At 31.9% G+C, this 24,154-nt stretch carries 17 protein-coding genes; 13 read left to right on the plus strand and 4 right to left on the minus strand.

Annotation, left to right across the window (positions count from 1 at the left end; translation table 11 throughout):
- Positions 1 to 78 precede the first annotated feature (78 nt).
- The 3 genes from ACTNBA_RS08795 to nuoE are packed head-to-tail and all read right to left on the minus strand — an operon-like array spanning position 79 to position 4,225.
- Positions 79 to 1,812: an NADH-dependent [FeFe] hydrogenase, group A6 gene (locus tag ACTNBA_RS08795; protein WP_441073460.1), complete on the minus strand. Its 1,734-nt coding sequence runs from the start codon at positions 1,810 to 1,812 to the stop codon at positions 79 to 81.
- A 22-nt stretch (positions 1,813 to 1,834) separates the two neighbouring features.
- The gene (locus ACTNBA_RS08800; protein ID WP_035133632.1) at positions 1,835 to 3,730 is read right to left on the minus strand and encodes an NADH-quinone oxidoreductase subunit NuoF; all 1,896 of its coding nucleotides are present in this window, start codon (positions 3,728 to 3,730) and stop codon (positions 1,835 to 1,837) included.
- 18 nt (positions 3,731 to 3,748) lie between these two features.
- On the minus strand, positions 3,749 to 4,225 hold the full coding sequence (gene nuoE / locus ACTNBA_RS08805) for an NADH-quinone oxidoreductase subunit NuoE (protein ID WP_035133630.1): 477 nt from the start codon (positions 4,223 to 4,225) through the stop codon (positions 3,749 to 3,751).
- Between the two features lie 412 nt (positions 4,226 to 4,637).
- On the opposite strand from nuoE, the gene ACTNBA_RS08810 reads away from it, so the two are divergent.
- The 4 genes from ACTNBA_RS08810 (at position 4,638) to xdhC (ending at position 9,799) form a co-directional block, all read left to right on the plus strand.
- Positions 4,638 to 5,954, plus strand: a complete 1,317-nt coding sequence (locus ACTNBA_RS08810) for an amidohydrolase family protein (protein WP_441073462.1) — start codon at positions 4,638 to 4,640, stop codon at positions 5,952 to 5,954.
- 103 nt (positions 5,955 to 6,057) lie between these two features.
- Positions 6,058 to 8,349 carry a xanthine dehydrogenase molybdenum-binding subunit XdhA gene (xdhA, locus tag ACTNBA_RS08815; RefSeq protein WP_441073463.1) on the plus strand — a complete coding sequence of 764 codons (2,292 nt, stop codon included), beginning with the start codon at positions 6,058 to 6,060 and terminating at the stop codon, positions 8,347 to 8,349.
- Between the two features lie 104 nt (positions 8,350 to 8,453).
- A complete protein-coding gene (xdhB, locus tag ACTNBA_RS08820; RefSeq protein ID WP_441073465.1) occupies positions 8,454 to 9,311 on the plus strand; it encodes a xanthine dehydrogenase subunit XdhB in 858 nt (285 codons plus the stop codon).
- Positions 9,312 to 9,325: 14 nt separating this feature from the next.
- On the plus strand, positions 9,326 to 9,799 hold the full coding sequence (gene xdhC, locus ACTNBA_RS08825) for a xanthine dehydrogenase subunit XdhC (RefSeq protein WP_035133625.1): 474 nt from the start codon (positions 9,326 to 9,328) through the stop codon (positions 9,797 to 9,799).
- A gap of 121 nt (positions 9,800 to 9,920) precedes the next feature.
- Here the strand turns inward: xdhC and ACTNBA_RS08830 are convergent, their stop codons facing one another.
- On the minus strand, positions 9,921 to 11,294 hold the full coding sequence (locus ACTNBA_RS08830; RefSeq protein WP_441073467.1) for a uracil-xanthine permease family protein: 1,374 nt from the start codon (positions 11,292 to 11,294) through the stop codon (positions 9,921 to 9,923).
- Positions 11,295 to 11,704: 410 nt separating this feature from the next.
- On the opposite strand from ACTNBA_RS08830, the gene ygeW reads away from it, so the two are divergent.
- The 9 genes from ygeW to ACTNBA_RS08875 all read left to right on the plus strand — a co-directional run bounded on the left by ygeW (position 11,705) and on the right by ACTNBA_RS08875 (position 24,075).
- Positions 11,705 to 12,901, plus strand: a complete 1,197-nt coding sequence (ygeW, locus tag ACTNBA_RS08835; RefSeq protein ID WP_035133622.1) for a knotted carbamoyltransferase YgeW — start codon at positions 11,705 to 11,707, stop codon at positions 12,899 to 12,901.
- An 85-nt stretch (positions 12,902 to 12,986) separates the two neighbouring features.
- Entirely contained in the window at positions 12,987 to 16,019 is a 3,033-nt protein-coding gene (gene ygfK, locus ACTNBA_RS08840; protein ID WP_441073469.1) for a putative selenate reductase subunit YgfK, read from the plus strand.
- Positions 16,020 to 16,066: 47 nt separating this feature from the next.
- Positions 16,067 to 17,395, plus strand: a complete 1,329-nt coding sequence (gene ssnA / locus ACTNBA_RS08845) for a putative aminohydrolase SsnA (RefSeq protein ID WP_441073470.1) — start codon at positions 16,067 to 16,069, stop codon at positions 17,393 to 17,395.
- 16 nt (positions 17,396 to 17,411) lie between these two features.
- Positions 17,412 to 18,236: a selenium cofactor biosynthesis protein YqeC gene (yqeC, locus tag ACTNBA_RS08850; protein ID WP_441073472.1), complete on the plus strand. Its 825-nt coding sequence runs from the start codon at positions 17,412 to 17,414 to the stop codon at positions 18,234 to 18,236.
- A 12-nt stretch (positions 18,237 to 18,248) separates the two neighbouring features.
- The gene (mocA, locus tag ACTNBA_RS08855) at positions 18,249 to 18,830 is read left to right on the plus strand and encodes a molybdenum cofactor cytidylyltransferase (RefSeq protein WP_035133615.1); all 582 of its coding nucleotides are present in this window, start codon (positions 18,249 to 18,251) and stop codon (positions 18,828 to 18,830) included.
- 16 nt (positions 18,831 to 18,846) lie between these two features.
- Positions 18,847 to 19,668 carry a selenium-dependent molybdenum cofactor biosynthesis protein YqeB gene (gene yqeB, locus ACTNBA_RS08860; RefSeq protein ID WP_441073474.1) on the plus strand — a complete coding sequence of 274 codons (822 nt, stop codon included), beginning with the start codon at positions 18,847 to 18,849 and terminating at the stop codon, positions 19,666 to 19,668.
- Positions 19,669 to 19,863: 195 nt separating this feature from the next.
- Complete coding sequence (locus ACTNBA_RS08865; protein ID WP_441073476.1) at positions 19,864 to 21,081, plus strand: YgeY family selenium metabolism-linked hydrolase; 1,218 nt, start codon at positions 19,864 to 19,866, stop codon at positions 21,079 to 21,081.
- Between the two features lie 233 nt (positions 21,082 to 21,314).
- Positions 21,315 to 22,553, plus strand: a complete 1,239-nt coding sequence (locus ACTNBA_RS08870) for a threonine synthase (protein WP_441073477.1) — start codon at positions 21,315 to 21,317, stop codon at positions 22,551 to 22,553.
- A 43-nt stretch (positions 22,554 to 22,596) separates the two neighbouring features.
- A complete protein-coding gene (locus ACTNBA_RS08875; RefSeq protein WP_441073479.1) occupies positions 22,597 to 24,075 on the plus strand; it encodes a pyridoxal-phosphate dependent enzyme in 1,479 nt (492 codons plus the stop codon).
- The last annotated feature ends 79 nt before the right edge of the window (positions 24,076 to 24,154 follow it).

Genomic DNA, 24,154 nt, shown 5'->3' on the forward strand with positions numbered 1-24,154 from the left:
TAAGTTATTTATACCATCATTTTTATGTTTATATTTATATTAGTTAGGGACTAATAACTAATAACTAAATTAAGGTGTTTATCTATTTATATAGTGAGTATGAAGTAAATGGTGAGATTTTTCTCCATTAGGTTTTCCAAGGAATTCATCATAAAGCTTTATTATCTCAGGGTTTTCATGAGATTTTCTTATAACCTTATTAGCATCCTCACTATAAAGAGCATTCATTCTTTTTTCTATTAATGAATATTGCTCATTAGAATATGGTTGACCACCACCGTTTATACATCCTCCTGGACATGCCATAACTTCAATGAAGTGATATTTGTTAGATGTATCTTCTATATTATCTAACAAATTCTTTGCATTTGCAAGTCCATTTACAATAGCTATATTAATTTTGTTACCATCAATAACTAATGAAGCTTCTTTGATTCCTTCAAGACCTCTAACAGATTTAAAATCAAGTTCTTCTAAAGTGCTATTTGTAATCCATTCATAAGCAGTACGTAAAGCAGCCTCCATAACGCCACCACTAGTTCCGAAAATAACTCCAGCACCAGTAGATTCACCCATAATAGTATCAAAATCAGAGGAAGGTAGAGAAGCAAATTCTAATCCAGAGCGTTTAATCATTTTAGCTAATTCTCTTGTAGTTATAACTACATCGATATCTGGATTATTATTTTCATTGACAAATTCTTCTCTGTTAGCTTCGGATTTTTTGGCAACACATGGCATTACAGATACAACATAAAGTTTTTCCGATGGTATACCCAGTTTTTCAGCAAGGTATGTTTTTGCAATAGCGCCCCACATTTGTTGAGGAGATTTGCATGTTGATGGAAGATTTAATAGGGTTCCATAATGTTTTTCTATGAAATTAATCCATCCAGGACAACAACTAGTAATCATAGGAAGATTTTCACCACTCTTATACCTTCCTAGAAATTCTGTAGCTTCTTCCATAATAGTTAAATCTGCAGCAAAATCAGTATCATAAACCTTATCAAAACCAAGTTCTCTTAGCGCTTCAACCATTTTACCAGTAACAGCACCTTCTTTAATACCAAATTCTTCTCCAAGTGCTGCACGAACAGCCGGAGCAGTTTGAACTACTACAAATTTATCTTTATTTCCTATAGCGTTTAATACATCTATAGTATTATCTTTTTCCATTAATGCCCCAGTAGGACAGACATTTATACATTGACCACATAAAGTACAAGCGCTATTATTTAGCTCTTCAAAGAATGCAGTGCTTATAGTGGTATTAAAACCTCTATTTATTGGTCCAATTGCACCAACCTTTTGAACTTGGCTACAAACAGCTTCGCATCTTCTACATAAAATACATTTAGAAGTATCTCTTACTATAGATGGATTTTTAAGTTCTTTTACAGCTACAGATTTTGAACCAGTATATTTTAAATTAGTTACTCCATAAGTACTAGCAAGCTCTTGGAGTTCACAATTTAAATTTTTTTGACAGGTTAAGCAATCCATAGAATGGTCTGATAATAAAAGTTCAATTATAGTTTTTCTTGCTGCTATTACTCTTGGAGTACTAGTATTAACAACCATACCTGGAGAAACAGCTGTACAACAAGATGGTGCTAAATTTTTTCTTCCTTCCACTTCAACTACACAAACTCTACAAGAACCAGGTTTATTAGTTGTCTTTTTATCATGAAGATTTAGGTAGCAAAGGGTAGGAATTTTTATATTAAGCTTACGTGCAGCATCAAGAATTGTGGTTCCTTGCTCCACTGATATTTCTTTATTATTTATTTTAAGTGTAACTAAACTCAATACTTTCACCTCTTTTAAATTATTAAACTAGATCTATTGCATCAACTGGACAGCTAGATTTACATGCACCACATTTAATACATTTGCTATGGTCAATTACATGCTTAGTTTTAACTTTCCCTTCGATACAGCCAACTGGACATTGTCTTGCACATTTAGTACAGCCAATACATCTATCAGTAATAACAAATTTCATAAGGTCCTTACAAACTCCTGCTGGACAAATCTTATCTACAACGTGACTTCTATATTCATCATAGAAATATTTCATTGTACTAAGAATAGGGTTAGGAGAAGTTTGTCCTAAAGCACAAAGTGAAGTATCTTTTATAGTGTTACTAAGCTCTTGAAGCTTATCCAGATCACTTAAATCACCTTCGCCCTTTGATATTCTTTCAAGAATTTCAAGTAATCGAGTGTTACCAATCCTACAAGGTGTACATTTACCGCAAGATTCCTCTTTTGTAAATTCCAAGTAGAATTTAGCTATATCAACCATACAGTTGTCTTCATCCATTACTATCATTCCACCAGATCCCATCATAGAACCGATAGCACTTAAAGAATCAAAGTCAATAGGAGTATCTAAAAATTCTTTAGGAATACATCCACCAGAAGGTCCTCCTGTTTGAACAGCTTTGAATTCTTTATCAAATTTAATTCCTCCACCTACTTCAAAAAGAATTTCTCTTAAAGTTGTTCCCATAGGCACTTCTACAAGACCAACGTTATTAATTTTACCAGCAAGAGCAAAAACCTTAGTACCAGCGGAAGATTTAGTGCCGATTGAACTAAACCAATCTGCACCATTATTAATAATAGCTGGAATATTCGCTAAAGTTTCAACGTTATTAACGCAAGTTGGCTTATTCCAAAGTCCAGATTCAGCAGGGAATGGTGGTTTATTTGTTGGTTCTCCACGGTTACCTTCTATTGAATGAATAAGAGCAGTTTCTTCACCACATACAAAGGCACCAGCTCCGTATTTAATTTCAATATCAAAATCAAAGCCTGAATTTAGTATATTTTCACCAAGGAGTCCATATTCTCTAGCTTGATTTATAGCAATTCTAAGTCTTTGAATTGCTAGTGGATACTCAGCTCTAATATATATATTACCTTTAGTAGCACCTATAGCATAACCAGCTATAGCCATAGCTTCAAGAACACTATTTGGATCTCCTTCTAAAATCGAACGATCCATGAATGCACCTGGATCACCTTCATCGGCATTACAAATAATATATTTTTGATCAGCATCATAGCCTTTTGCAAATTGCCACTTCTTTCCGGTAGGAAAGCCGCCGCCGCCTCTTCCTCTTAGTCCAGATTTCAATATAACATTTATTACGTCATCAGGAGTGCATTCTGTTAGACATTTTCCAAGAGCTAGATATCCTTTTTCAGCAATATATTCATCAATATTTTCAGGGTTTATTAATCCACAATTTCTTAGAGCTATTCTAACTTGCTTCTTATAGAAAGTCATTTCATCTTGAGTCTTAACTTTTTCTTTTATAGTTGGCTCTTCGTAAAGTAATCTTTGTACAACATTTCCATTAACAATATGTTCATTTATGATTTCTTCAGCATCCTCAGGAGTTACGTGAACATAAAACACATCATCTGGAGTAACTTTTACTATAGGACCTTTTTCACAGAAACCAAAACAACCAGTTATGGAAACGTATACTTCATCTTCCAAACCTAACTTACTAATTTCTTTTTCAAGGTTATCTTTAATTAAATCACTTTGTGCAGACTTACACCCAGTTCCTCCGCAAATAAGTATTTCTTTTTTATAGTTATTTTTTTCACAAACAAAGCCATCGATACCAGTTGCTTTTCTAATATCAAGGGATGATTTGTATTCCTGATAAATTTTGTTTAATTCTTCAAAGGAATTTATTTTATTCAACTTTGTTACCTCCTAATTCTACTCATATTCAGCTAATATACTTTTTACTTGGTCTGGAGTACAGTGACCGTAAACCTTATCATTTACAGTTAAAACAGGAGCTAGACCACAAGCACCAACACATCTTAAAGAACCTAGTGTAAATTTCATGTCTTCTGTAGTTTGTCCAGATTTAATACCTAGTTCTTTTTCAAATTCTTTAAGAACATCTCCAGCACCACGAACAAAACATGCAGTACCCATGCACACATTTATTACATTCTTACCACGAGGTTCAGTAGTGAAAAATGAGTAAAATGTTACAACACCATAAACTTTAGATATAGGTAAATTTAGTTTATCAGCGACGAAAGTTTGAACTTCCTTAGGTAGATATCCAAAGATATGCTGAGCTTTATGCAAAACCTCTATTAAAGCTCCATCTTTGACAGGTAAGGAATTAATAAAGTCTTCTAATTCCTTAAACATTTGATTTTTTTCTAAGTTACAACACACTTAAAAAATACCCCCTTACTAAATAAGTTTAACATTGAAAATATACAAAATATTTTCAATAATTCATCAAATCACTAACAGTATAATACTTTTTTAAAGATTTGTATAGTGGGATTTTAAAAAAATGTAATCTATTACAATAAATATTTATCCGATGACTACCAGCTCTAATACTCCATCTTCTTCGAGGCGGTAGCAAAGAGCTGCTACGTCCCTGGATAACGAGTTCTAAGCTTCCGTGGGAGTGAATACTTCTTCTGAAGCTTAGAACTCTGTTTATCAAGAGCCATATTAGAGAATTTAATTTAATATTTCATATCAATAATTTCTATTAGTACAATAATATTTTATGGTAAATAAAAGAATATAATGGTAAAATATTATTACAAAGTAAATATATGGGGTTGATATTGTGAATTGTTATGATTTAGCCATAGTCAATGGAAATATATATGTGGAAGGGGAATTTATTAGAGGAAATTTGTACATTGATAATGGGATTATTAAAAACCTGTCAAAGGATATTTTCTTATCAAAAGATATTTATGATGCAAAAGGAAATTATGTATTACCAGGATTTATAGATCCTCATGTACATTTTCAGCTTAGGGTGGGTAATGAGGTTTCTGCTGATGATTTTTACAATGGTTCTATAGTAGCTGCATATGGTGGAATTACAACATTTATAGATTTTTTAGATCCAGTAAAAAATATTGAAGAGTTAGAAAAAGCTTTTGTAGACAGAAAAAGAAAAGCAAAGGTTTCTGTTGTAGATTATGGATTTCATAGTACTATTGCAAATTTTCAGGATAATGAAGAACTATTTATTGAGGAAATTAAAAAGAGGGGAATTTGTAGCATAAAATTCTTTACTACTTATAGTTCCAGTAATAGAAAAACTGGATTAAGAACTATTGGTAATTTACTGAAAATTTCGAAAAGAATGAAGGTTATACTTATATCTCATAGTGAAAATGAAGAGTTAATCAGAGAGGGAAAGTTTCCAGTAAGATCCCATGAAGAAAATAGACCCACATTATGTGAGACTACAGAAGTTTTAACTTTAGCTGAAATGACTAAGAATATGGATGGATATATGTATATTGTACACCTTAGTTCAGGAGAATCTTTAAGTCGAATTATGGACTTATATAAAAGTTTAATAAATAAAAATTTATTTATAGAAAGCTGCCCTCAATATTTTTATTTATCTAAAGATAATTATTTATTAAAGGATGGTTTTCTATATACCTTAACACCACCTCTTAGGTCTTTAGAAGAAATTGATGAATTAAGAAAAAATATAGATCATGTTAGTGTAATAGGTACTGATCATTGTCCATTTAAATCTAATGAAAAAGCAAGAGAAACTTTAGATTTAATTCCTATGGGAATAGGTGGAATAGAATATTCTTTTAATTTATTGTATACAATGTTTGGTGATAAAATAATTGATAAGTTTACAAAGAATCCAGCAAAGATTCATGGTTTATATCCTAAAAAAGGAACGTTACTCCCAGGATCAGATGCTGATGTTGTAGTATTTGACCCTTTAGATAGGCATAAAATAAAATACTCTCATTCCAATTGTGACTACAATTTATATGAAGGACTAGATGTAAAAGGTAAAGTAATTACGACTATTTCAAGGGGAAGATTTATTATAAAGGATGGAAAATTGGTAGGTAATGAAAAAGGAAATTACGTAGGTAGAGAGTTAAAGTTATAGAAAACATTAAAAAGCTTGTATAGTTATATATTTTTGTGACTAATTAATCAGTAAGAATAAAGGGAGGTGCTTTAGTAGGATTATAATCTTGCTAAAGAGAATTATGAATTATAAGGTAATAGGTAGTAGTGTATCTAGATTAGATGGTGTGGCAAAGGTTACAGGGAAGGCTAAGTATGCTGATGACTATTTTGAAAGGGAAATGCTAATAGGAAAGGTGCTTAGAAGTCCTTATGCCCATGCAAAAATAAGAAGTATTGATGTTTCTAAAGCAAAAAATTTAGATGGTGTTGAAGCAGTAATTACTTATCAAGATTTACCAAAAATAAAATTTGCAACGGCTGGACACCCTTGGACCTTTGATGAAGCACATAGAGATGTAGAAGATAGATTAATCATTACTGATAAAGTTCGCTTTTGTGGAGAACCAGTGGCGGCAGTTGTAGCCATAGATGAAATAATAGCTCTAAAAGCTATAAAACTTATAGATGTAGAATATGAAGTGTTGCCATTTGTAATGGATCAGGAAGAAGCTATAAAAGAAGGTGCCCCAATAATACATGAAGAAAGACAAAATAATATTATTAGCTCTTTTGGCAATGAAGTAGGAGACGTAGAAATAGAGTTAAAAGAAGCTGACAAAGTATTTACAGGTAAATTTAATACTAGTACTGTACAACATTGTCATCTGGAAAATCATAGTGCGTATGCTTATATGGAGTCAGATGGAAGAATTGTAATAGTAACTTCTACTCAAATACCACATATTGTAAGAAGGATAGTAGGACAGGCACTAGGGATGCCATGGGGAAGAATAAGGGTTATAAAGCCATATATAGGTGGTGGATTTGGAAATAAGCAAGATGTTGTTATAGAGCCATTAACTGCAGCAATGACACTTGCGGTTAATGGAAGACCAGTTAGATATGCATTAACTAGAGAAGAATGTTTTATAGACACAAGGGTTCGTCATGCTATGCGATTTACATTTAAAACTGGAGTTACTAAGGAAGGTAAGTTACTAGCAATAGATATAAAGAACTTAGTAAATAATGGAGCATATGCATCTCATGGACATTCAGTGACCATGAGCTGTGGGAGTAAATTTAGACCATTATATAATTTTAATGCTATAAAATATGAGCCTAAAACTGTATATACTAATATGCCGGTAGCAGGAGCTATGAGAGGATATGGAGTTCCACAAATTTCATTTGCTCTAGAAAGTCATTTAGATGATATTGCTAGAGAACTAAATATAGATCCTGTGGAATTCAGATTGAAAAATTTGGTGAAGCAAAATCATGTAGATCCATCCTCCAAAAATGTGGTGCGTTCCATGGGACTATCACAGTGTCTTGAAAAGGGAATGGAATTAATAAATTGGAATGAAAAGAAAAAGCTATATAAAAATCAAATAGGTAGTTTAAGACATGGAGTAGGAATGGCTTGCTTTAGTTATTTTGCAGGTACCTATCCCGTAGCTCTAGAAGCAGCAGGTGCAAGGATTGTGATGAATCAAGATGGTTCAGTACAGTTGCAAATTGGGGCTACAGAAATTGGTCAAGGTAGTGATACTATATTTGCACAAATGACTTCAGAGGTTTTAGGAATTCCAATTGATATGGTTCATGTAATTTCAAATCAAGATACTGATATTACTCCATTTGATACAGGTGCTTATGCATCAAGACAAACTTTTGTTACAGGTGCTGCAGTTAAAAAAGCTGCTATGGAGGTAAAGAGTAAAGTTCTTCAGTTTGCTAGCAGAAAAAATGGCCTCAATCCAGAGGTAATGGATATAGTTGATTGTAATATAGTTGAAAAAACAACGGGTATAGTTGTCTGTTCTCTTGAGCATATAGCGTTAGAATCATTTTATGATAGGATTTACAGTTCTCCTATAACTAGTGACACTTCTGTTAATATAAGGACTAATGTAGTTGCTTATGGAGCAACCTTTGCAGAGGTTGAAGTAGACATAAAAACTGGTCAAATAACCGTAGTAGAAATATATAATATTCATGATTCTGGAACTATAATTAATCCAATGCTAGCAGAAGGGCAAGTTCACGGTGGTGTAAGTATGGCACTGGGATATGCTTTATCAGAGCAAATGATATTTGATGAGAAGACTGGAAGAGCTCTTAATAACAATCTTTTAGACTATAAATTACAAACTATTTTAGACACGCCTAATATTGGTTCAGCATTTGTAGAAATTCCAGATGATGCAGGAAGTTTTGGACAAAAATCTTTAGGTGAAAATACAACACTTTCTCCAGCCCCAGCTATAAGAAATGCAGTTTTAGATGCAACTGGTGTTGCTTTTAATAGAATACCAATGAATCCACAAAGAGTATTTGAAAAGTTTAAGGAAGAGGGCTTAATATAGGATTTACCTTAAATTTAAGAGTTCAGATTGTATAGTTAGTAGACTATATAAATATAGAAGGAGGTGAATTTTAGTAGAGTGTTAAATCTCTATTAAAGATAAAAATGTTTGATATTAAGAATATACAAGAGCCTAGAAGTGTAGAAGAGGCAGTAAAAATTCTTCATGAAAATAATAATTTAAAAATAATATCTGGTGGAACTGATGTTTTAATTAAATTGCATCATGGTGATATGAAAGAAGTAGAACTTTTAAGTCTAAAAAACTTAAAAGAATTAGACTTCATAAAGGTTCTAGAAAATGACACCATAGAAATTGGCTCCACTACTTGCTTTACCAATATATATAGAAATAAAATTATAAAAGATTTTATTCCTGCTTTAGGGCAAGGTGCTGTATCTATGGGAGGACCACAAATAAGAAATATGGCCACTATTGGAGGGAATGTATGTAATGGAGCTGTTTCAGCAGATAGTGCACCAACTTTATTTGCATTTAATGCTAAATTAAGACTTAGAAGTTTTAAGGGAGAGAGAATAGTTCCAATAGAGGAATTCTACGAAGGTCCTGGAAAGGTTAATATAAGAAAAGATGAAATTCTAATAAGCATTTTAATTGAAAAAAAAGACTATGAGGGAGTAAGAGGAACATATATTAAGTATAGTAATCGAAAGGCAATGGATATTTCTATGCTAGGTGTATGTGTTGTAGCTAGTATGAAGGAAAATAAATTTAAAGATTTAAGAATAGCGTTAGGGGTAGCTGCGCCTACTCCTATAAGATGTAAGGATGCAGAGAAGTATGCCCTTGGTTTAGAATATTCAGAAGAAAATATTAATAATATTGCACAATATGCAGTAAAATCAGCAAGTGCTAGAGACTCATGGAGAGCATCAAAGGCTTATAGGGAGCATTTAATAAAAGAATTAACAGTACGAGGTATTTATGAAGTAACTAAATAAGGTGGGATTTTATTATGATTGATAAGAATTATAAAAAGATATCAGTAAAAGTAAATGGAAAAAATTATAATTTAGAAGTAGATGTGCGAGAATCTTTGTTAGATGTATTGAGAAATAGACTTCAATTTACAGGGGTAAAGCAAGGATGTTCAGTTGGAGAATGTGGAGCTTGTACAGTACTAGTGGATGGAATACCTATAGATTCATGTATTTATATGGCTATTTGGGCTGATAAAAAAGAAATTTTAACCATAGAGGGGGTATCAGAAAATGGAAACTTATCAAAGGTGCAAAAGGCATTTATAGAAGAGGGTGCAATTCAATGTGGATTCTGTACTCCAGGATTAGTACTTACAACTACAGCGTTGGTAAATAGTGGTGAAGATTATACTGATGAAGAAATAAAAAGAGAAATATCTGGACATTTATGTAGATGTACAGGATATCAAAAAATATTTAATGCTACAAAAAAATCCCTTAAGAAATAAATTGAATAGAAAAAATTCCAGTTGATATTTAGGCTGGAATTTTTTGTGGAAAAATAAGAGATATAAAGAGTAGTGATCAACTTTCTATATCTCTTATATAGATTTGGGGAATACAAAGTAGTTATTTGCTTAAAGACATACCAGATTTAGTTTTAATAACAGGTTTTTGAGACTTATCGCTAGGTAAGATTAAATTTAATATTACAGCAAATATAGTTGCAGTTGTTACACCAGAACCAAAGATTATTTGTAAGGATTCTGGGAACATACTAAGAGCTTCAGGTCTAACAATGACACCTACACCTAAAGCAAAAGATATCCCAATTACAAAAATGTTCCTTCTAGTCATATCAACTTTGCCTAGAATTTTAATACCAGAACAAGCAATAGAACCGAACATAACTATACCAGCAGCTCCAAGAACTGGACTAGGCATAATTGATATTAAAGAAGCAAATTTTGGTATCAGACCCATTATAGATAATATTATTCCAGCTATAATTATAACAAACCTACTAGCAACTCCTGTAACATTTATAAGGCCAGTACATTGGCTAAAGGATGTATTTGCAGTAGAGTTAAAAAATCCAGCTAGAATTGATCCAAGGCCATCACAAAGTACACCTCCAGAAAGTTGGTTGTTAGAAACCTCAATTTCACATGCCTCGCCAATAGCTAGAGTATCACCTACAGTTTCTACAGTAGTTGCTAGATAAACAGCTAAAAAACTAATAATCGCTGGTATAGAGAATTTAATTCCGAATTTAAGAGGTCTAGGAATAGAAATCCAAGATGCAGCAGATATTGGAGTAGTATCTAATAAGTTGAAAGGAATAGCTAATAAATATCCACATAATATACCTATAAATATTGAGCAAGAACTTATAAAAGTATTTTTAGATTGATTGGTAATTATAATAATAATTAGGACAATAGCACCAAGCAATAAAAATTTAGGATCTCCATAGTTTGGGTTTCCAGAGCCTCCAGCTAACCAATCAATTCCAACAGGAATGATAGTGATACCTATCATAGTAACAACAGTACCAGTAACAAGTGGTGGAAAAATTTTTTTAACATGGTTAATAAAAAAGCTTAGAATTACTTCTAGTAAGGCACCTACCATTGTAGCTGTACATATGGTAGCAATACCTAAAGTCATATTGCCGTTATAAGTGCTACCGATGGCAATAGCCGGACTTACAAAAGCAAAGGAGGTACCCATGATAAATGGAAGCTTGCTTCCTATGGGTCCAATACCTTTAGCTTGAATAAGTGTTGTAAGACCAGAAGCAAATAGGGCACATGAAACCAGAAATGATGTATCAGATATTTTTAATCCTAGTGCACCAGCTACTACTAGTGGAACTGCTACTATACCACTGAAACATGCAAAAATTGCTTGAAATGCAAGAATTAAAGTTTGTTTCATAGGTGGTTTGTCATCTAGTTTAATTCTAAGAAGCGATTTCTTTGGAGCGTTAGTTGTTTGCAATTTAATTCCCCCTCTAAATTTATAATTATATCTTATGCATAATGCATGAAGTGCTATAAATATTTTACTAACCAGTTAATATAAAAAATAAAGAAAAAATATATACTTAACTATAGTTTATGAATAAGTATAATAAGGATATGAATAAATATTAAGATAATAAAATAATTTAAGCTTGAAATGAATAAATTTAAATTATTTAAATTTTACCAATTAAGAGGATAAAATGCAATAAATTTACATGAAATAAATAGAAAAGTTTTAATTATCTGGTTTGAATATTGACATTAAATGTAATGGGAGTTATAATTTGATTAATTAGTCAGTAAAGGTAAATTGTGACGAATTTGAAAAATATAAGTATAAATTTATTTTGGAATAGGAGATTAATAAATTGAGGAGTGGATTTTGTGGAGAATATTAAAACCCTTATGGAGAGACTTAAAAAACTAGATTTCAGGGAGATGTATAATAATGATTTTTTCTTAACATGGGAAAAAAGTAACGAAGAATTAGAATCAGTATTTGTTGTTGCTGATATTCTTCGTACAATGAGAGAAAATAATATATCGACGAAAATATTTGATAGTGGATTAGGTATTTCGGTATTTAGAGACAATTCTACTAGAACTAGATTTAGTTTTGCTAGTGCGTGTAATTTATTAGGGCTAGAGGTACAAGATCTCGATGAAGGAAAATCTCAAATTGCTCATGGAGAAACTGTCCGTGAAACTGCAAATATGATTTCTTTTATGGCAGACATAATTGGAATTAGAGATGATATGTTTATAGGAAAGGGTAATGCTTATATGAAAGAAGTTTCTAATGCTGTTCAGGAAGGTTACACTGATGGAGTATTAGAACAACGTCCAACTCTGATTAATTTACAATGTGATATAGACCATCCAACTCAATGTATGGCAGATTTATTACACTTGATTCACTATTTTGGTGGAGTGGAAAATTTAAAAGGTAAAAAATTAGCTATGACTTGGGCTTATTCACCTTCTTATGGAAAACCACTCTCGGTTCCGCAAGGAGTTATTGGACTTATGACAAGAATGGGAATGGAAGTTGTATTAGCACATCCAGAAGGATATGATGTACTTCCTGAAGTAGAAGAAGTTGCTAAGGTAAATGTAGAGAAAAATGGTGGAAGCTTTACAAAGACTAATTCTATGAAAGAAGCCTTCGAAAACGCAGATATAGTTTATCCAAAGAGCTGGGCACCATTTGAAGCTATGGAAAAACGTACAGAACTATATTCAAAGAGGGATATAGCAGGTATTGATGAACTTGAAAAAGAATTGTTGAAAGAAAATGCTAGATATAAGGATTGGGAATGCAATGAAAAAATGATGGAGCTTACTAAGGATGGTAAAGCATTATATCTTCATTGTTTACCAGCGGATATAACAGGTGTAAGTTGTGAAATTGGAGAAGTAGGAGAATCTGTATTTAATCGTTACCGTGAATTACTATATCGTGAAGCTGGATATAAACCATATATTATTGCTGCCATGATGTTCTTAAGTAAAGTTAAGGATCCTATATCTGTTTTTGAGAAATTGCTGGAAGAAGATAAGCCGAGATTTATAGAAAAATAAAGAGTAAATAGATTAATTAAATTATGTATTTACTTAAGGGTATATAATGCTTTTAAGTAACTTATGAATTATAGGGGGAGTAAATATGAGTGACAAAATACGCCCAATAAGTTTTGAAAAACTCATTAACTGGATTTTTACTGAACTAAAAACTAAAGATAGTATTTTTGGAATTCATAAGGATAAGTTTTACTATGGAATCCCTAATAACACTATCCCTTTTTTAGGAGAGAAGTTAGGCCTACCAATTGGACCAGCAGCAGGTCCTAGTTCACAATTAGCTCAAAATATTATAGCAGCATATCTTACTGGTAGTAGATTTATTGAGTTAAAGACAGTCCAGATTATTGATGGAGAAGATCTTCCAGTGTTAAAGCCATGTATTAATGCTGAGGATGAATGCTATAACGTAGAGTGGTCTACAGAACTAACTGTAGAAGAAGCTTATGAGGAATATGTGAAAGCTTGGATTATATTGCATGTTTTAATGAAGGAACTTAACTTAAGCGTAGAAAGAGACTTTGTTTTTAACATGAGTGTAGGATATGATTTTGAGGGAATAAAATCAGATAAAATAGATTCCTACATAGAAAATTTGAAAAATTCACAAGATACAAAAATATGGAAGGAATCTATTCAAGTGTTGGAGAATAATATAGAAAAATTTTATAGATTTTCAATTGAAGATTTATATAAAATTTCATCAAGGGTGTGTAATTCAATTACGCTATCAACTCTACATGGATGTCCTCCACAAGAAATAGAAAGAATTGCTACTTATTTATTAAAAGAAAAACATCTTCATACCTTTGTAAAGATGAATCCTACATTGCTTGGTGAAGCGTTTGTAAGAAAAACTCTTAATAAAATGGGTTATGAATATATAAAACTAAATTCACATCATTTTAAAAATGATCTGCAATACGATGATGGAATAAAAATGATAAAAAAATTAAAAGCTGTAGCTGAAATGGAAAGTATGGAGATAGGAGTAAAACTTACCAATACTCTTCCGGTAAGGATATTAAATGAAGAACTACCAGGAGAAGAGATGTACATGTCAGGTAGGTCCTTATATCCTTTATCTATTAATTTAGCAAGTAACCTTTCAGAGGAATTTGAAGGAAAATTATATATTTCATATTCTGGTGGAGCTGAATTCTTTAATGTAGATAAGATATTTGAAACAGGAATATGTCCAATAACTTTTGCTACTACAATATTAAAACCAGGTGGTTATGAAAGAATTAACCAGATAGCTAAAAAGGTAGAACCACTTATTTCTAATAGAAAGTCAACAATTGATATGCAATTACTAAAAATACTAGCAAAGGAATCAATTGATGATAAGCACCACCTTAAGAAAGCAAGGGGAGTTAAAAGTAGAAAAATATATAAGGACTTACCAATATATGATTGTACAATTTCACCTTGTAGTGAAGGCTGTCCCATTGAACAACAGATTCCAAAGTATATAGAGCTTGTGGGAGAAGGAAAATATGATGAAGCTTTTCAAGTAATAGTTAGTGATAATGCAGCACCAGCTATAACAGGAACTTTATGTAATCATAACTGTCAAAATAAATGTACTAGACTAGATTATGATAGTTCCTTAGAAATTAGAAGAATGAAAAAAATAGCCGTGGATAATGCTGAGGACATATATATAAAGAATATAAAGCCAAGCCCAATAAAAAGTCATAAAAAGGTAGCTATCATAGGAGCAGGAGTAGCAGGTTTATCTACAGCCATGTATCTTAGAAGAAATGGTATTAGTGTAGAAGTGTTTGAAAAAAGAAATAAACCATATGGGATTATAAATTATGTAATTCCAAGTTTCAGGATAGATAGTTTAGCTTTAGAACAGGATTTTAAAATGGTAAAAAGCCATGGAGTTAAGATAAATTTTGATGTAGCTGAACAGGTTGATTTAAATGTTCTAAGGAAAAATTTTCATTATGTTGTCCTAGCAACTGGAGCTTGGAAGCCAGCGTGTATTTCACTTAAAAAAGGTAATGATAGAGTCTTAAATGCTATTGAATTCTTAGAAGATTTTAAAGAAAACAGTGAGGATATAAAACTAGGAACCCATGTATGTGTTATTGGTGGAGGGGACGTAGCCATGGATGTATCTCGTGCTGCCAAAAGAGTTAATGGAGTTGAAAAGGTAACTATTATATATAGGAGAACTAAAGATTTAATGCCTGCTAGGAGAGAAGAAATTAAATTAGCTATTGAAGAAGGCATTGAATTTAAAGCGTTATTATCCCCTGTAGCATTAGAAGATAATATTCTTGTATGTGAAAGAATGATTTTAGGAGAACAAGATAAATCAGGTAGAAAAAGTCCAATTCCCATAGGAAAATATGAAAATATCAATGCGACTACAGTTATAGCAGCTGTTGGAGAAAAAATAGATTCAGAATTATTTAAAAGTCTTGGTATAGATATAAATTCTAAAGGACTTCCTGAAGTAAACAGTAAATGTGAAACTAATATATCTAACGTATATGTAGCTGGAGATGCTAAAAGTGGTCCAGGTACTATAGTAGAAGCATTGTCTCATGGGAAAATTATAACTAGGGACATTTTAAAAAAAGAAAATATGCCTTGTGATTTCCTTAGGGTTGAGGAAAATACTTGTGGATATGAACTTAAGAAATCTTATGAAAGAAAGGGTGTACTACTTGAAACAATACCTTCCAAGGAAGAGGCTATCAGATGTCTTAAATGCAATAATATTTGTGAAATATGCGTAGATGTTTGTCCTAATAGAGCAAATGTGTTTATAGATATTAAAGAAGGTCCTATAGAAGGTCATCAAATTATACATTTAGATGGTATGTGTAATGAATGTGGAAATTGTGGAGTATTTTGTCCATATAAAGGCAATCCTTACAAAGATAAAACTACTATATTTTGGAGTGAGGAAGATTTTGAAAACAGTAGCAATTCAGGTTTCTGTGTAATAGATTCTATTAAAGGTATTTTTAAAGTTAGGGATGAAAAAGGTGAAATTTATAATTGGTGTATTGAAGAAAATAACTCAGAATCAATCTCCAAGGAAATGAAATCTATTATAGAAACTTGTGTAAACAGGTATAAATATATAATCTAGAAGTATTTAATTAAGGTTAAATTATTTAATCCATAGGGGGAGTGTGAATGCTACTAGTAGGTAATGGGATAGTTGTAACCAGAGATGATTTAAACACAATTATAGATGATGGATGTATAGTTATAGAAAAAGATAAAATTTTAGAAGTAGGAATTACAAAAAAAATAAAAGAAAAATATCTAGACTATAAATTCATTGATGCAAGAGGAAAATTAATAATGCCGGGTTTTATAAATACACATATGCATTATTACAGTACCTTTGCTAGAGGAATTGCTAATGATAGTCCTCCAGCAAAATGTTTTTTAGATATATTGAAGGGATTATGGTGGAGATTAGATAAAAAGTTAACCCTAGAGGATGTATACTATAGTGCAATAGTTCCAATGATAGATCAAATTAAAAATGGTGTAACAACTTCCTTTGATCATCATTCCAGTCCATATGGTTTAAGGGGGAGTTTATTTACTATTGCGGATGCAGCTAAGGAGGTAGGTATTAGAAGTAATCTGAGTTATGAAACTTCTGATAGAGATGGGAAGAACGTAGTAAAGCAAAGTATTGAAGAAAATATTGAATTTATAAAGTATTGTAATAGAGAAAAGGATGATATGATAAAGGGATTATTTGGACTTCATGCATCTATGACTATTAGTGAAAATACTGTAGAGAGATGCCTAACAGCCATAGAGGGTTTAAATACAGGATTCCATGTACACTGTGCTGAGGGAATTGAAGATGTACAAGATTCTATGGAAAAGTATGGTGTAGGCGTAATTGAAAGATGGTATAAAAGAGGCGTTCTTTCTGATAAAACTATGGCTATTCATTGTGTACACATAACTGATGAGGAAATGGATATGCTGAAAGAAAAGAATTCCATAGTAGTTAATAATCCTCAATCTAATATGGGTAATGCAGTGGGAACATCACAAATCTTAAAAATGACTAAAAAACAAATATTGTTGGGGTTGGGAACAGATGGATACACCTCTGATATTTTAGAGTCTTATAAAACTGGAAGTACTATTCAAAGGCATGAAGCTAAGGACTCAACGGTAGCTTGGGTAGAATTACCACAAATGCTTTTCAAAGGTAATAGATTTATAACTGAAAGATTTATAGATAACTCCATAGGAATTATAAAAGAAGGTGCATTAGCTGACGTTATAATTGTTGACTATAATCCTCCAACACCCATATATAAAGGTAATATAGATAGTCACATTCTATTTGGAATAAGTGGGAGACATGTTGAAACTACTATTGTAAATGGGAAGATTATAATGATGAATAGAAAACTGGTTAATTTAGATGAGGAAAGAATTAGGGCTAGAAGTAGAGAACTAGCAGCGGAGGTTTGGAAGAGGTTTTAAAAAGGAGTGAAAAAGGGTGGACATTTTAAATGTTCTTACTGTTACTAAAGGAGAAAAAATATCTATAGTAGGAGCTGGAGGAAAGACCACTCTTATGTTTATCCTAGCAGAAGAGTTGAAAAAAAGAGGAAGAGTTCTTATAACAACAACAACTAAAATATATCTACCTAAAAGAAATCAATACAATTGTTTAATTCTAAAGGACAGCTTTGGAGATCATATTGATGAAGAAAGTAAGTATATTCTAAATGGAAATATAGTATATGTATACTGTGGAAATATAAGTAAAACAAAGGAACCAGATGGTGAAATTCATGTTTATGGTTCTAGTGTTAATGGAGAAAATAAAGTAATTGGAATTGATGATAAAAGTATTTCTAATATACTTAACAATTATGATTATATTTTAATAGAATCTGATGGAGCAAAAGAAAAAACTTTAAAAGCTTGGAAGGAAGATGAGCCAGTAGTAAGTAATTTTACTAGTACAACAATAGGAGTTTTAAGCGGAGAAGCCTTAAATTTAAAAATCCTTGATGGAAATATTCATAGGATTGATGAGTTTTTAAAACTTACAAATAAAAGCGTAGGAGATAGTATAAATGAAGAAGATTTGCTAGCTTTAATATTTAAAAAAGAAGGATTATTTAAAAACTCCAAAGGTAGAAGAATTTTATTTATAAATAAGGTAGAAGAAGAGGACTTTAAGAAGTTAGAAAATCTAATAGAATATATAACAATAAAAAATAAAGAATTAAAGTTATTAGACGGAATACTTATTGGAAGTTTATTAAATAAAACATATAGGGTTATATATGAAGAATCTACAGAAAAGCTTTAAGGGGGATTCAATGTGGTAACTGGGATTGTTATGGCATCAGGCCGTAGTACTAGGATGGGAAGGTATAAATTACTATTAAAGTATAAGGGTAAATATCTAATAGAATATGTTTTAGATGCAGTAAATAAAAGTAATTTAGAAGATAAAATTGTAGTAACTGGCAATGAAACAATAGCAGAGTTAGCTCAGACTAGAGATTTAAAAGTAGTTAAAAACTCCCAGGCATATATGGGACAAAGTCAATCTATAAAACTTGGGTTGAAAGCTGCATCTAAAATATCTGGATATGCTTTTATTACAGGGGATCAACCTTTTTTAAATGAGAGTCTTATAAATAAACTTATCGAAGAATTTGAAAAAAATCAAGATAAGTTTATTGTACCAATTTATAAAGGTAGAAGAGGAAATCCTGTAATATTTCCATGGAAGTATCGAAATGAACTTTTAGCACTTAATGGAGATTTGGGCGGAAAAACTATTTTAAAAAATCATGAGGATAATATATTTTTTGTGGAAGTAGATGAAGAATATTTTCTTTGGGATATTGATACAGAAAAGGATTATATAGAATTATTACAATCAAATTATCATTAAGCAAGGGGACGATTTGGTGATAAATAATAGAATAATTGTAAGAGGTGGAGGCGATATTGCCTCAGGTACTATACAAAAACTTCATAGAAGTGGATTTAAAGTCCTAGTACTTGAGATAGAGATACCTTCTAGTATTAGAAGAAATGTATCTTTTAGTGAAGCAGTATTTGATGGTGAAACAACAATTGAAGGTATGAAGGGTGTTCTTGTTAGAACCTATGATGAAATACTAGAAGCTTGGGATATGGGATATATTTCGGTAGCTGTTGATAGATATGGAAAGCTCATTGAAACAGTTAAACCTATTGCTGTAGTTGATGCAATTTTAGCGAAAAAAAATTTAGGTACCACTATAGATATGGCACCTATAACCATTGCATTAGGCCCTGGATTTAAAGCAGGTATAGATGTAAATGTAGTAGTAGAGACCATGAGAGGACATAGTTTGGGAAGATTAATATTTGATGGATATGCTTTAGAGGATACAGGAGTACCAGGATCTATATGTGGTTATGCAAAGGAAAGAGTAATTTATAGTTCTTATGAAGGAAAAATTAAGAATATAAGACAAATAGGAGATATAGTTAAAGCTAATGAAACTATAGCACTAATAGATGATTTAGAAGTAAAAGCTAAAATTGATGGAGTGCTAAGAGGCATTATTAGAGATAACACTTATGTTACAAAGGGGTTAAAAATTGCAGATGTAGATCCAAGGCATGATGAGATCAGTAATTGCAATACTATTTCTGATAAGTCAAGAACTATAGGTGGATCAGTTCTAGAAGGAATATTATACTTTCAATCTATTATACCCTTTTTATCTGTAGCAAACTAAATAAAAGTTTCTAGTTTATTGGTATTACTAAACTTATTTAGTAATATCAATAAATTAGATTATAATGCAGGTTAATTGTATTGAATTATATAGGTTTTTATTTGAATTAACTAATTAATTAGTTAGTAAGTATTTAAATTATTCAAATAATGGTTGAAAAATAAAATATATTTATATTTAAAGGGGGATTTAAATATGTCAGAAATTACATGCCAAGAAGAAATACTGAAGTTAGCAAAAAACTATAAGGCTGATATGACAAGGTTCTTAAGAGACATGATAGCTATTCCTAGTGAAAGTTGTGATGAAGAGAGAGTAGTTTTAAGAATCAAAGAGGAAATGGAAAAAGTAGGTTTTGACAAAGTAGAAATAGACAAGATGGGAAATATACTAGGTTATATAGGACATGGCAAACATGTAATTGCTATGGATGCTCATATTGATACTGTTGGAATTGGAGATATAAATAATTGGACTAATGATCCATATGAGGGTTATGAAGATGATGAAGTTATTTATGGTAGAGGTGGTTCTGATCAAGAAGGTGGAATGGCTTCAATGGTTTATGCAGGTAAGATAATCAAAGATTTAAATTTAGAAGATGATTACACTCTAATAGTTACAGGTACTGTACAGGAAGAAGATTGTGATGGATTATGCTGGCAATATATTATAAATGAAGACAAGATAAAACCAGAATTTGTAGTAATAACTGAACCAACTTCAACTAATATTTATAGAGGGCACAGAGGGCGAATGGAAATAAAAGTGACAACTCATGGAATTAGTTGTCATGGTTCAGCTCCAGAAAGAGGAGATAATGCGATATTCAAAATGGGTCCTATTCTTAATGAATTAAAAGAGTTAAATAAAAGATTAATAGATGATCCATTCTTAGGAAAAGGAACTTTAACAGTTTCAGAAATATTCTTTTCTTCACCTTCTAGATGTGCAGTAGCTGATGGTTGTACTGTTTCCATAGACAGAAGACTTACTAATGGGGAGACTTGGGAATACGCTTTAGATCAAATAAGAGAATTACCTTCAGTTAAAGAGGCTAAGGCTAAAGTAGAAATGTATACCTATGAAAGACCTGCCTATACAGGACTTATCTATCCAACAGAGTGCTATTTTCCAACTTGGGTTCTTGAAGAATCACATCCAGCTTGTAAAACTTTAATAGATTCTTATAAAGGGTTGTTTAAGGAAGATCCATTAGTAGATAAGTGGACATTTTCGACTAATGCAGTATCTATAATGGGAAGGTATGGTATACCTTGTGTTGGTTTTGGTCCAGGCCATGAAGATCAAGCTCATGCACCAAATGAATTAACCTGGAAAGATGAACTTGTAAAATGTGCAGCTATGTATGCTTTAATTCCAATTACCTACGTAAAAGAATACTGTAAGTAAGACTCCAAATCTATGATTTGGTTAGTCGCACTTACTCATTCGACGAAGGAGAAGGAGTTTCATTTAATACAACTCCAAATCTATGATTTGGTTAGTCGCACTTACTCATTCGACGAAGGAGAAGGAGTTTCATTTAATACAACTCCAAAACTATGATTTGGTTAGTCGCACTTATTCATTCGACGAAGGAGAAGGATTTTTAGAGGTTAAGTCAATAAAACTGAGGTGAGATTATGGAAAAAGTTAAGGGATTAGTATGTTCTAAATGTGGTAAGAAAGTTGGAGAAGAAGTAATGTATCACTGCCCAGACTGTGGCATAGAAGGAACACTAGATGTAATTTATAATATGGACTTAGTTAAAAAGGAATTAACTAAGGAACATCTAAAAGAAAATGAAGATAAGAATATTTGGAGATATACTCCTATTCTTCCTCTGGAATCTAGAGAAGGTATAACACCTTTACAAATAGGAGGAACACCACTTTATAAAGCTAATAGATTAGAAAAGTTATTAAATATAAAGAATGTATATGTAAAGGATGAAGGTAGGAATCCTACAGCATCCTTTAAGGATAGAGCTACAGCTATTGGTGTGGCCAAAGCAATAGAGCTAAAAAAAGATATTATGTGTGCAGCATCTACAGGCAATGCAGCTTCTTCTCTTTCAGGATTTGCAGCTTGTATGGGAATAAAAAACTATATATTTGTTCCTAAAAACATTCCAGAGGCAAAACTAACACAACTTCTAGTATTTGGAAGTGATGTAATTTTAGTAGATGGTGATTATGATGTAGCATTTGGATTTTGTTTAGAAGCTGTGAATCATTTTGGTTGGTATAACAGAAGTTGTGCCATAAATCCTTACTTAGCAGAAGGGAAAAAAACTGCTGCTTTTGAAATATGCGAGCAATTAAACTTTAAGGTGCCAGACAAAGTAATTATGTCTGTGGGGGATGGATGTTCCATATCTAGTGTATGGAAAGGGTTTAAGGAATTTTATGAACTAGGTTTAATAGATCGGCTTCCAACAATGGTATCAGTACAAGCAGAAGGAGCTAATCCAGTTAATAGAGCTTATAGAAATGGAATAAGAGCATTTAGTTATATACCACCAGTAACTATTGCAGATAGTATATCTGTAGGAGTTCCGAGAAATGGATATAAAGCTTTAAATGCTCTTGAGGAAAGCAATGGGATTGCTATTGATGTCAGTGATGAAGAAATTTTAAGTGCAATAACAACCTTAGCAAGGCAGACTGGAGTATTTGGGGAACCAGCAGGAGTAACTAGTTTTGCTGGACTTAAAAAATTAGTTGAACTAGACCAAATAAGAGAAGATGAAACGGTGATTATTGTAGTTTCTGGTAGTGGTCTTAAGGATATAAAATCAGCTCAACAAGCAGTTAATAAGCCAGCTTTAATAAAGCCGGATATGAATAAATTGATTGAATATTTAAAATGTTTGTCCTAAATGATAATGAATTCCTTTATAAAGATTTTGAGGAGGATATAAAATGCATAAATTAATAGATTTAGAAGTTAATGAGGATCAAATTCTAAAAACAGCAGAGAGTGCAAAAGAGAGAAATATAATTATTCCTACTATTGCTCAAATGAAGGATCCAAATAAAATACCAGAAGAGATTAAAAATAAACTTGCCGAAACTGGCCTTTGGGATATTGATCCAATCAACTTATTTAGAATATCTTGGTATAATCAGCCAATTAAAGAAGGCGGTTTATATAACACATTACCTAATTATATAGAAATACCACAAGAAATATCAGGAGTTAAAGCTAGGATTTTTGCTATGTCAGGAAAGTTTTTTCCTATAGGAGCTCATAAAGTTGGAGCAAGCTATGCTTGTCTTGTACCAAGACTAGTAACAGGGCAATTTGATCCAAAGTTTCATGAAGCTGTTTGGCCATCAACTGGAAATTACTGCCGAGGAGGGGCTTATAACTCAACATTACTAGGGTGTAAATCAATCGCTATTCTACCTCAGAATATGAGTAAAGAGCGTTTTAATTGGCTTAAGAGCATAGCTGGAGAAGTAATTGCAACTCCAGGATGTGAAAGTAATGTTAAAGAGATCTATGATAAGACTTGGGAACTCAGAAGAACTAGAGATAATGTTGTTATATTTAATCAATTTGGAGAACTTGGAAATCATCTTTGGCATTATGAAGTAACTGGTAATGCCATGGTTTCCATAATAGAACATGAAAAAGGAGATAATGGAAAAGTAGCTGGTATTTGCTTAACTTCAGGTTCAGCAGGTACCTTAGGAAGCGGAGATTTCATTAAAGATAAATATCCAGGAGCTAAACTTGCAGTTGGGGAAGCCCTTCAATGTCCAACACTTTTAAATAATGGTTTTGGTGATCATAGAATTGAAGGTATAGGAGATAAGCATGTACCTTGGATTCATAATGTAAAAAATACAGATATGGTTATCGCTATAGATGACAATGATAGCTTAGCTATGTTTAGACTATTCAATGAACCGGTTGGTCAACAATATTTAAGATCCATTGGAGTGTCAGAAGAAGTTATAGAAAAGCTTACATGGATAGGTATTTCTGGAGCAGCCAATATAATATCTGCAATAAAATTTGCAAAATACTATGAGCTTGACGAAAATGATATGGTATTAACTGTTCTTACAGACTCAGCAGAAATGTATCAATCTAGACTTGAAGAAATGGAAAAAAATAGGGGTCATAAATATGAAGAAAAGGATGCTATGGTTGATTACAACAGAAGTATTATAGGTATAAAAACAGATTCTATGGAAGAGCTAACTTATGCGGCTAAGAAGAGAATTCATAATTTGAAATATTATACATGGATAGAACAACAGCAATATGAATTAAATGAATTAAATGCTCAATGGTATGACTATGATAATTATTGGGGAAGACTTCATAAAATGGCACCAGAATTAGATAAATTAATAGAGAAATTTAATGAAAAAGTTAAAAACTTATAAGAAATAAAAGTAAATTTTATAGCCTTGTAATCAAGCATACATTATAATTTAAATATGCTAGGACCCTGAGTTTATATTA

Origin of the sequence: Clostridium sulfidigenes (genome assembly GCF_052067195.1) — a bacterium.
Taxonomy (GTDB): domain Bacteria; phylum Bacillota; class Clostridia; order Clostridiales; family Clostridiaceae; genus Clostridium_J; species Clostridium_J sulfidigenes.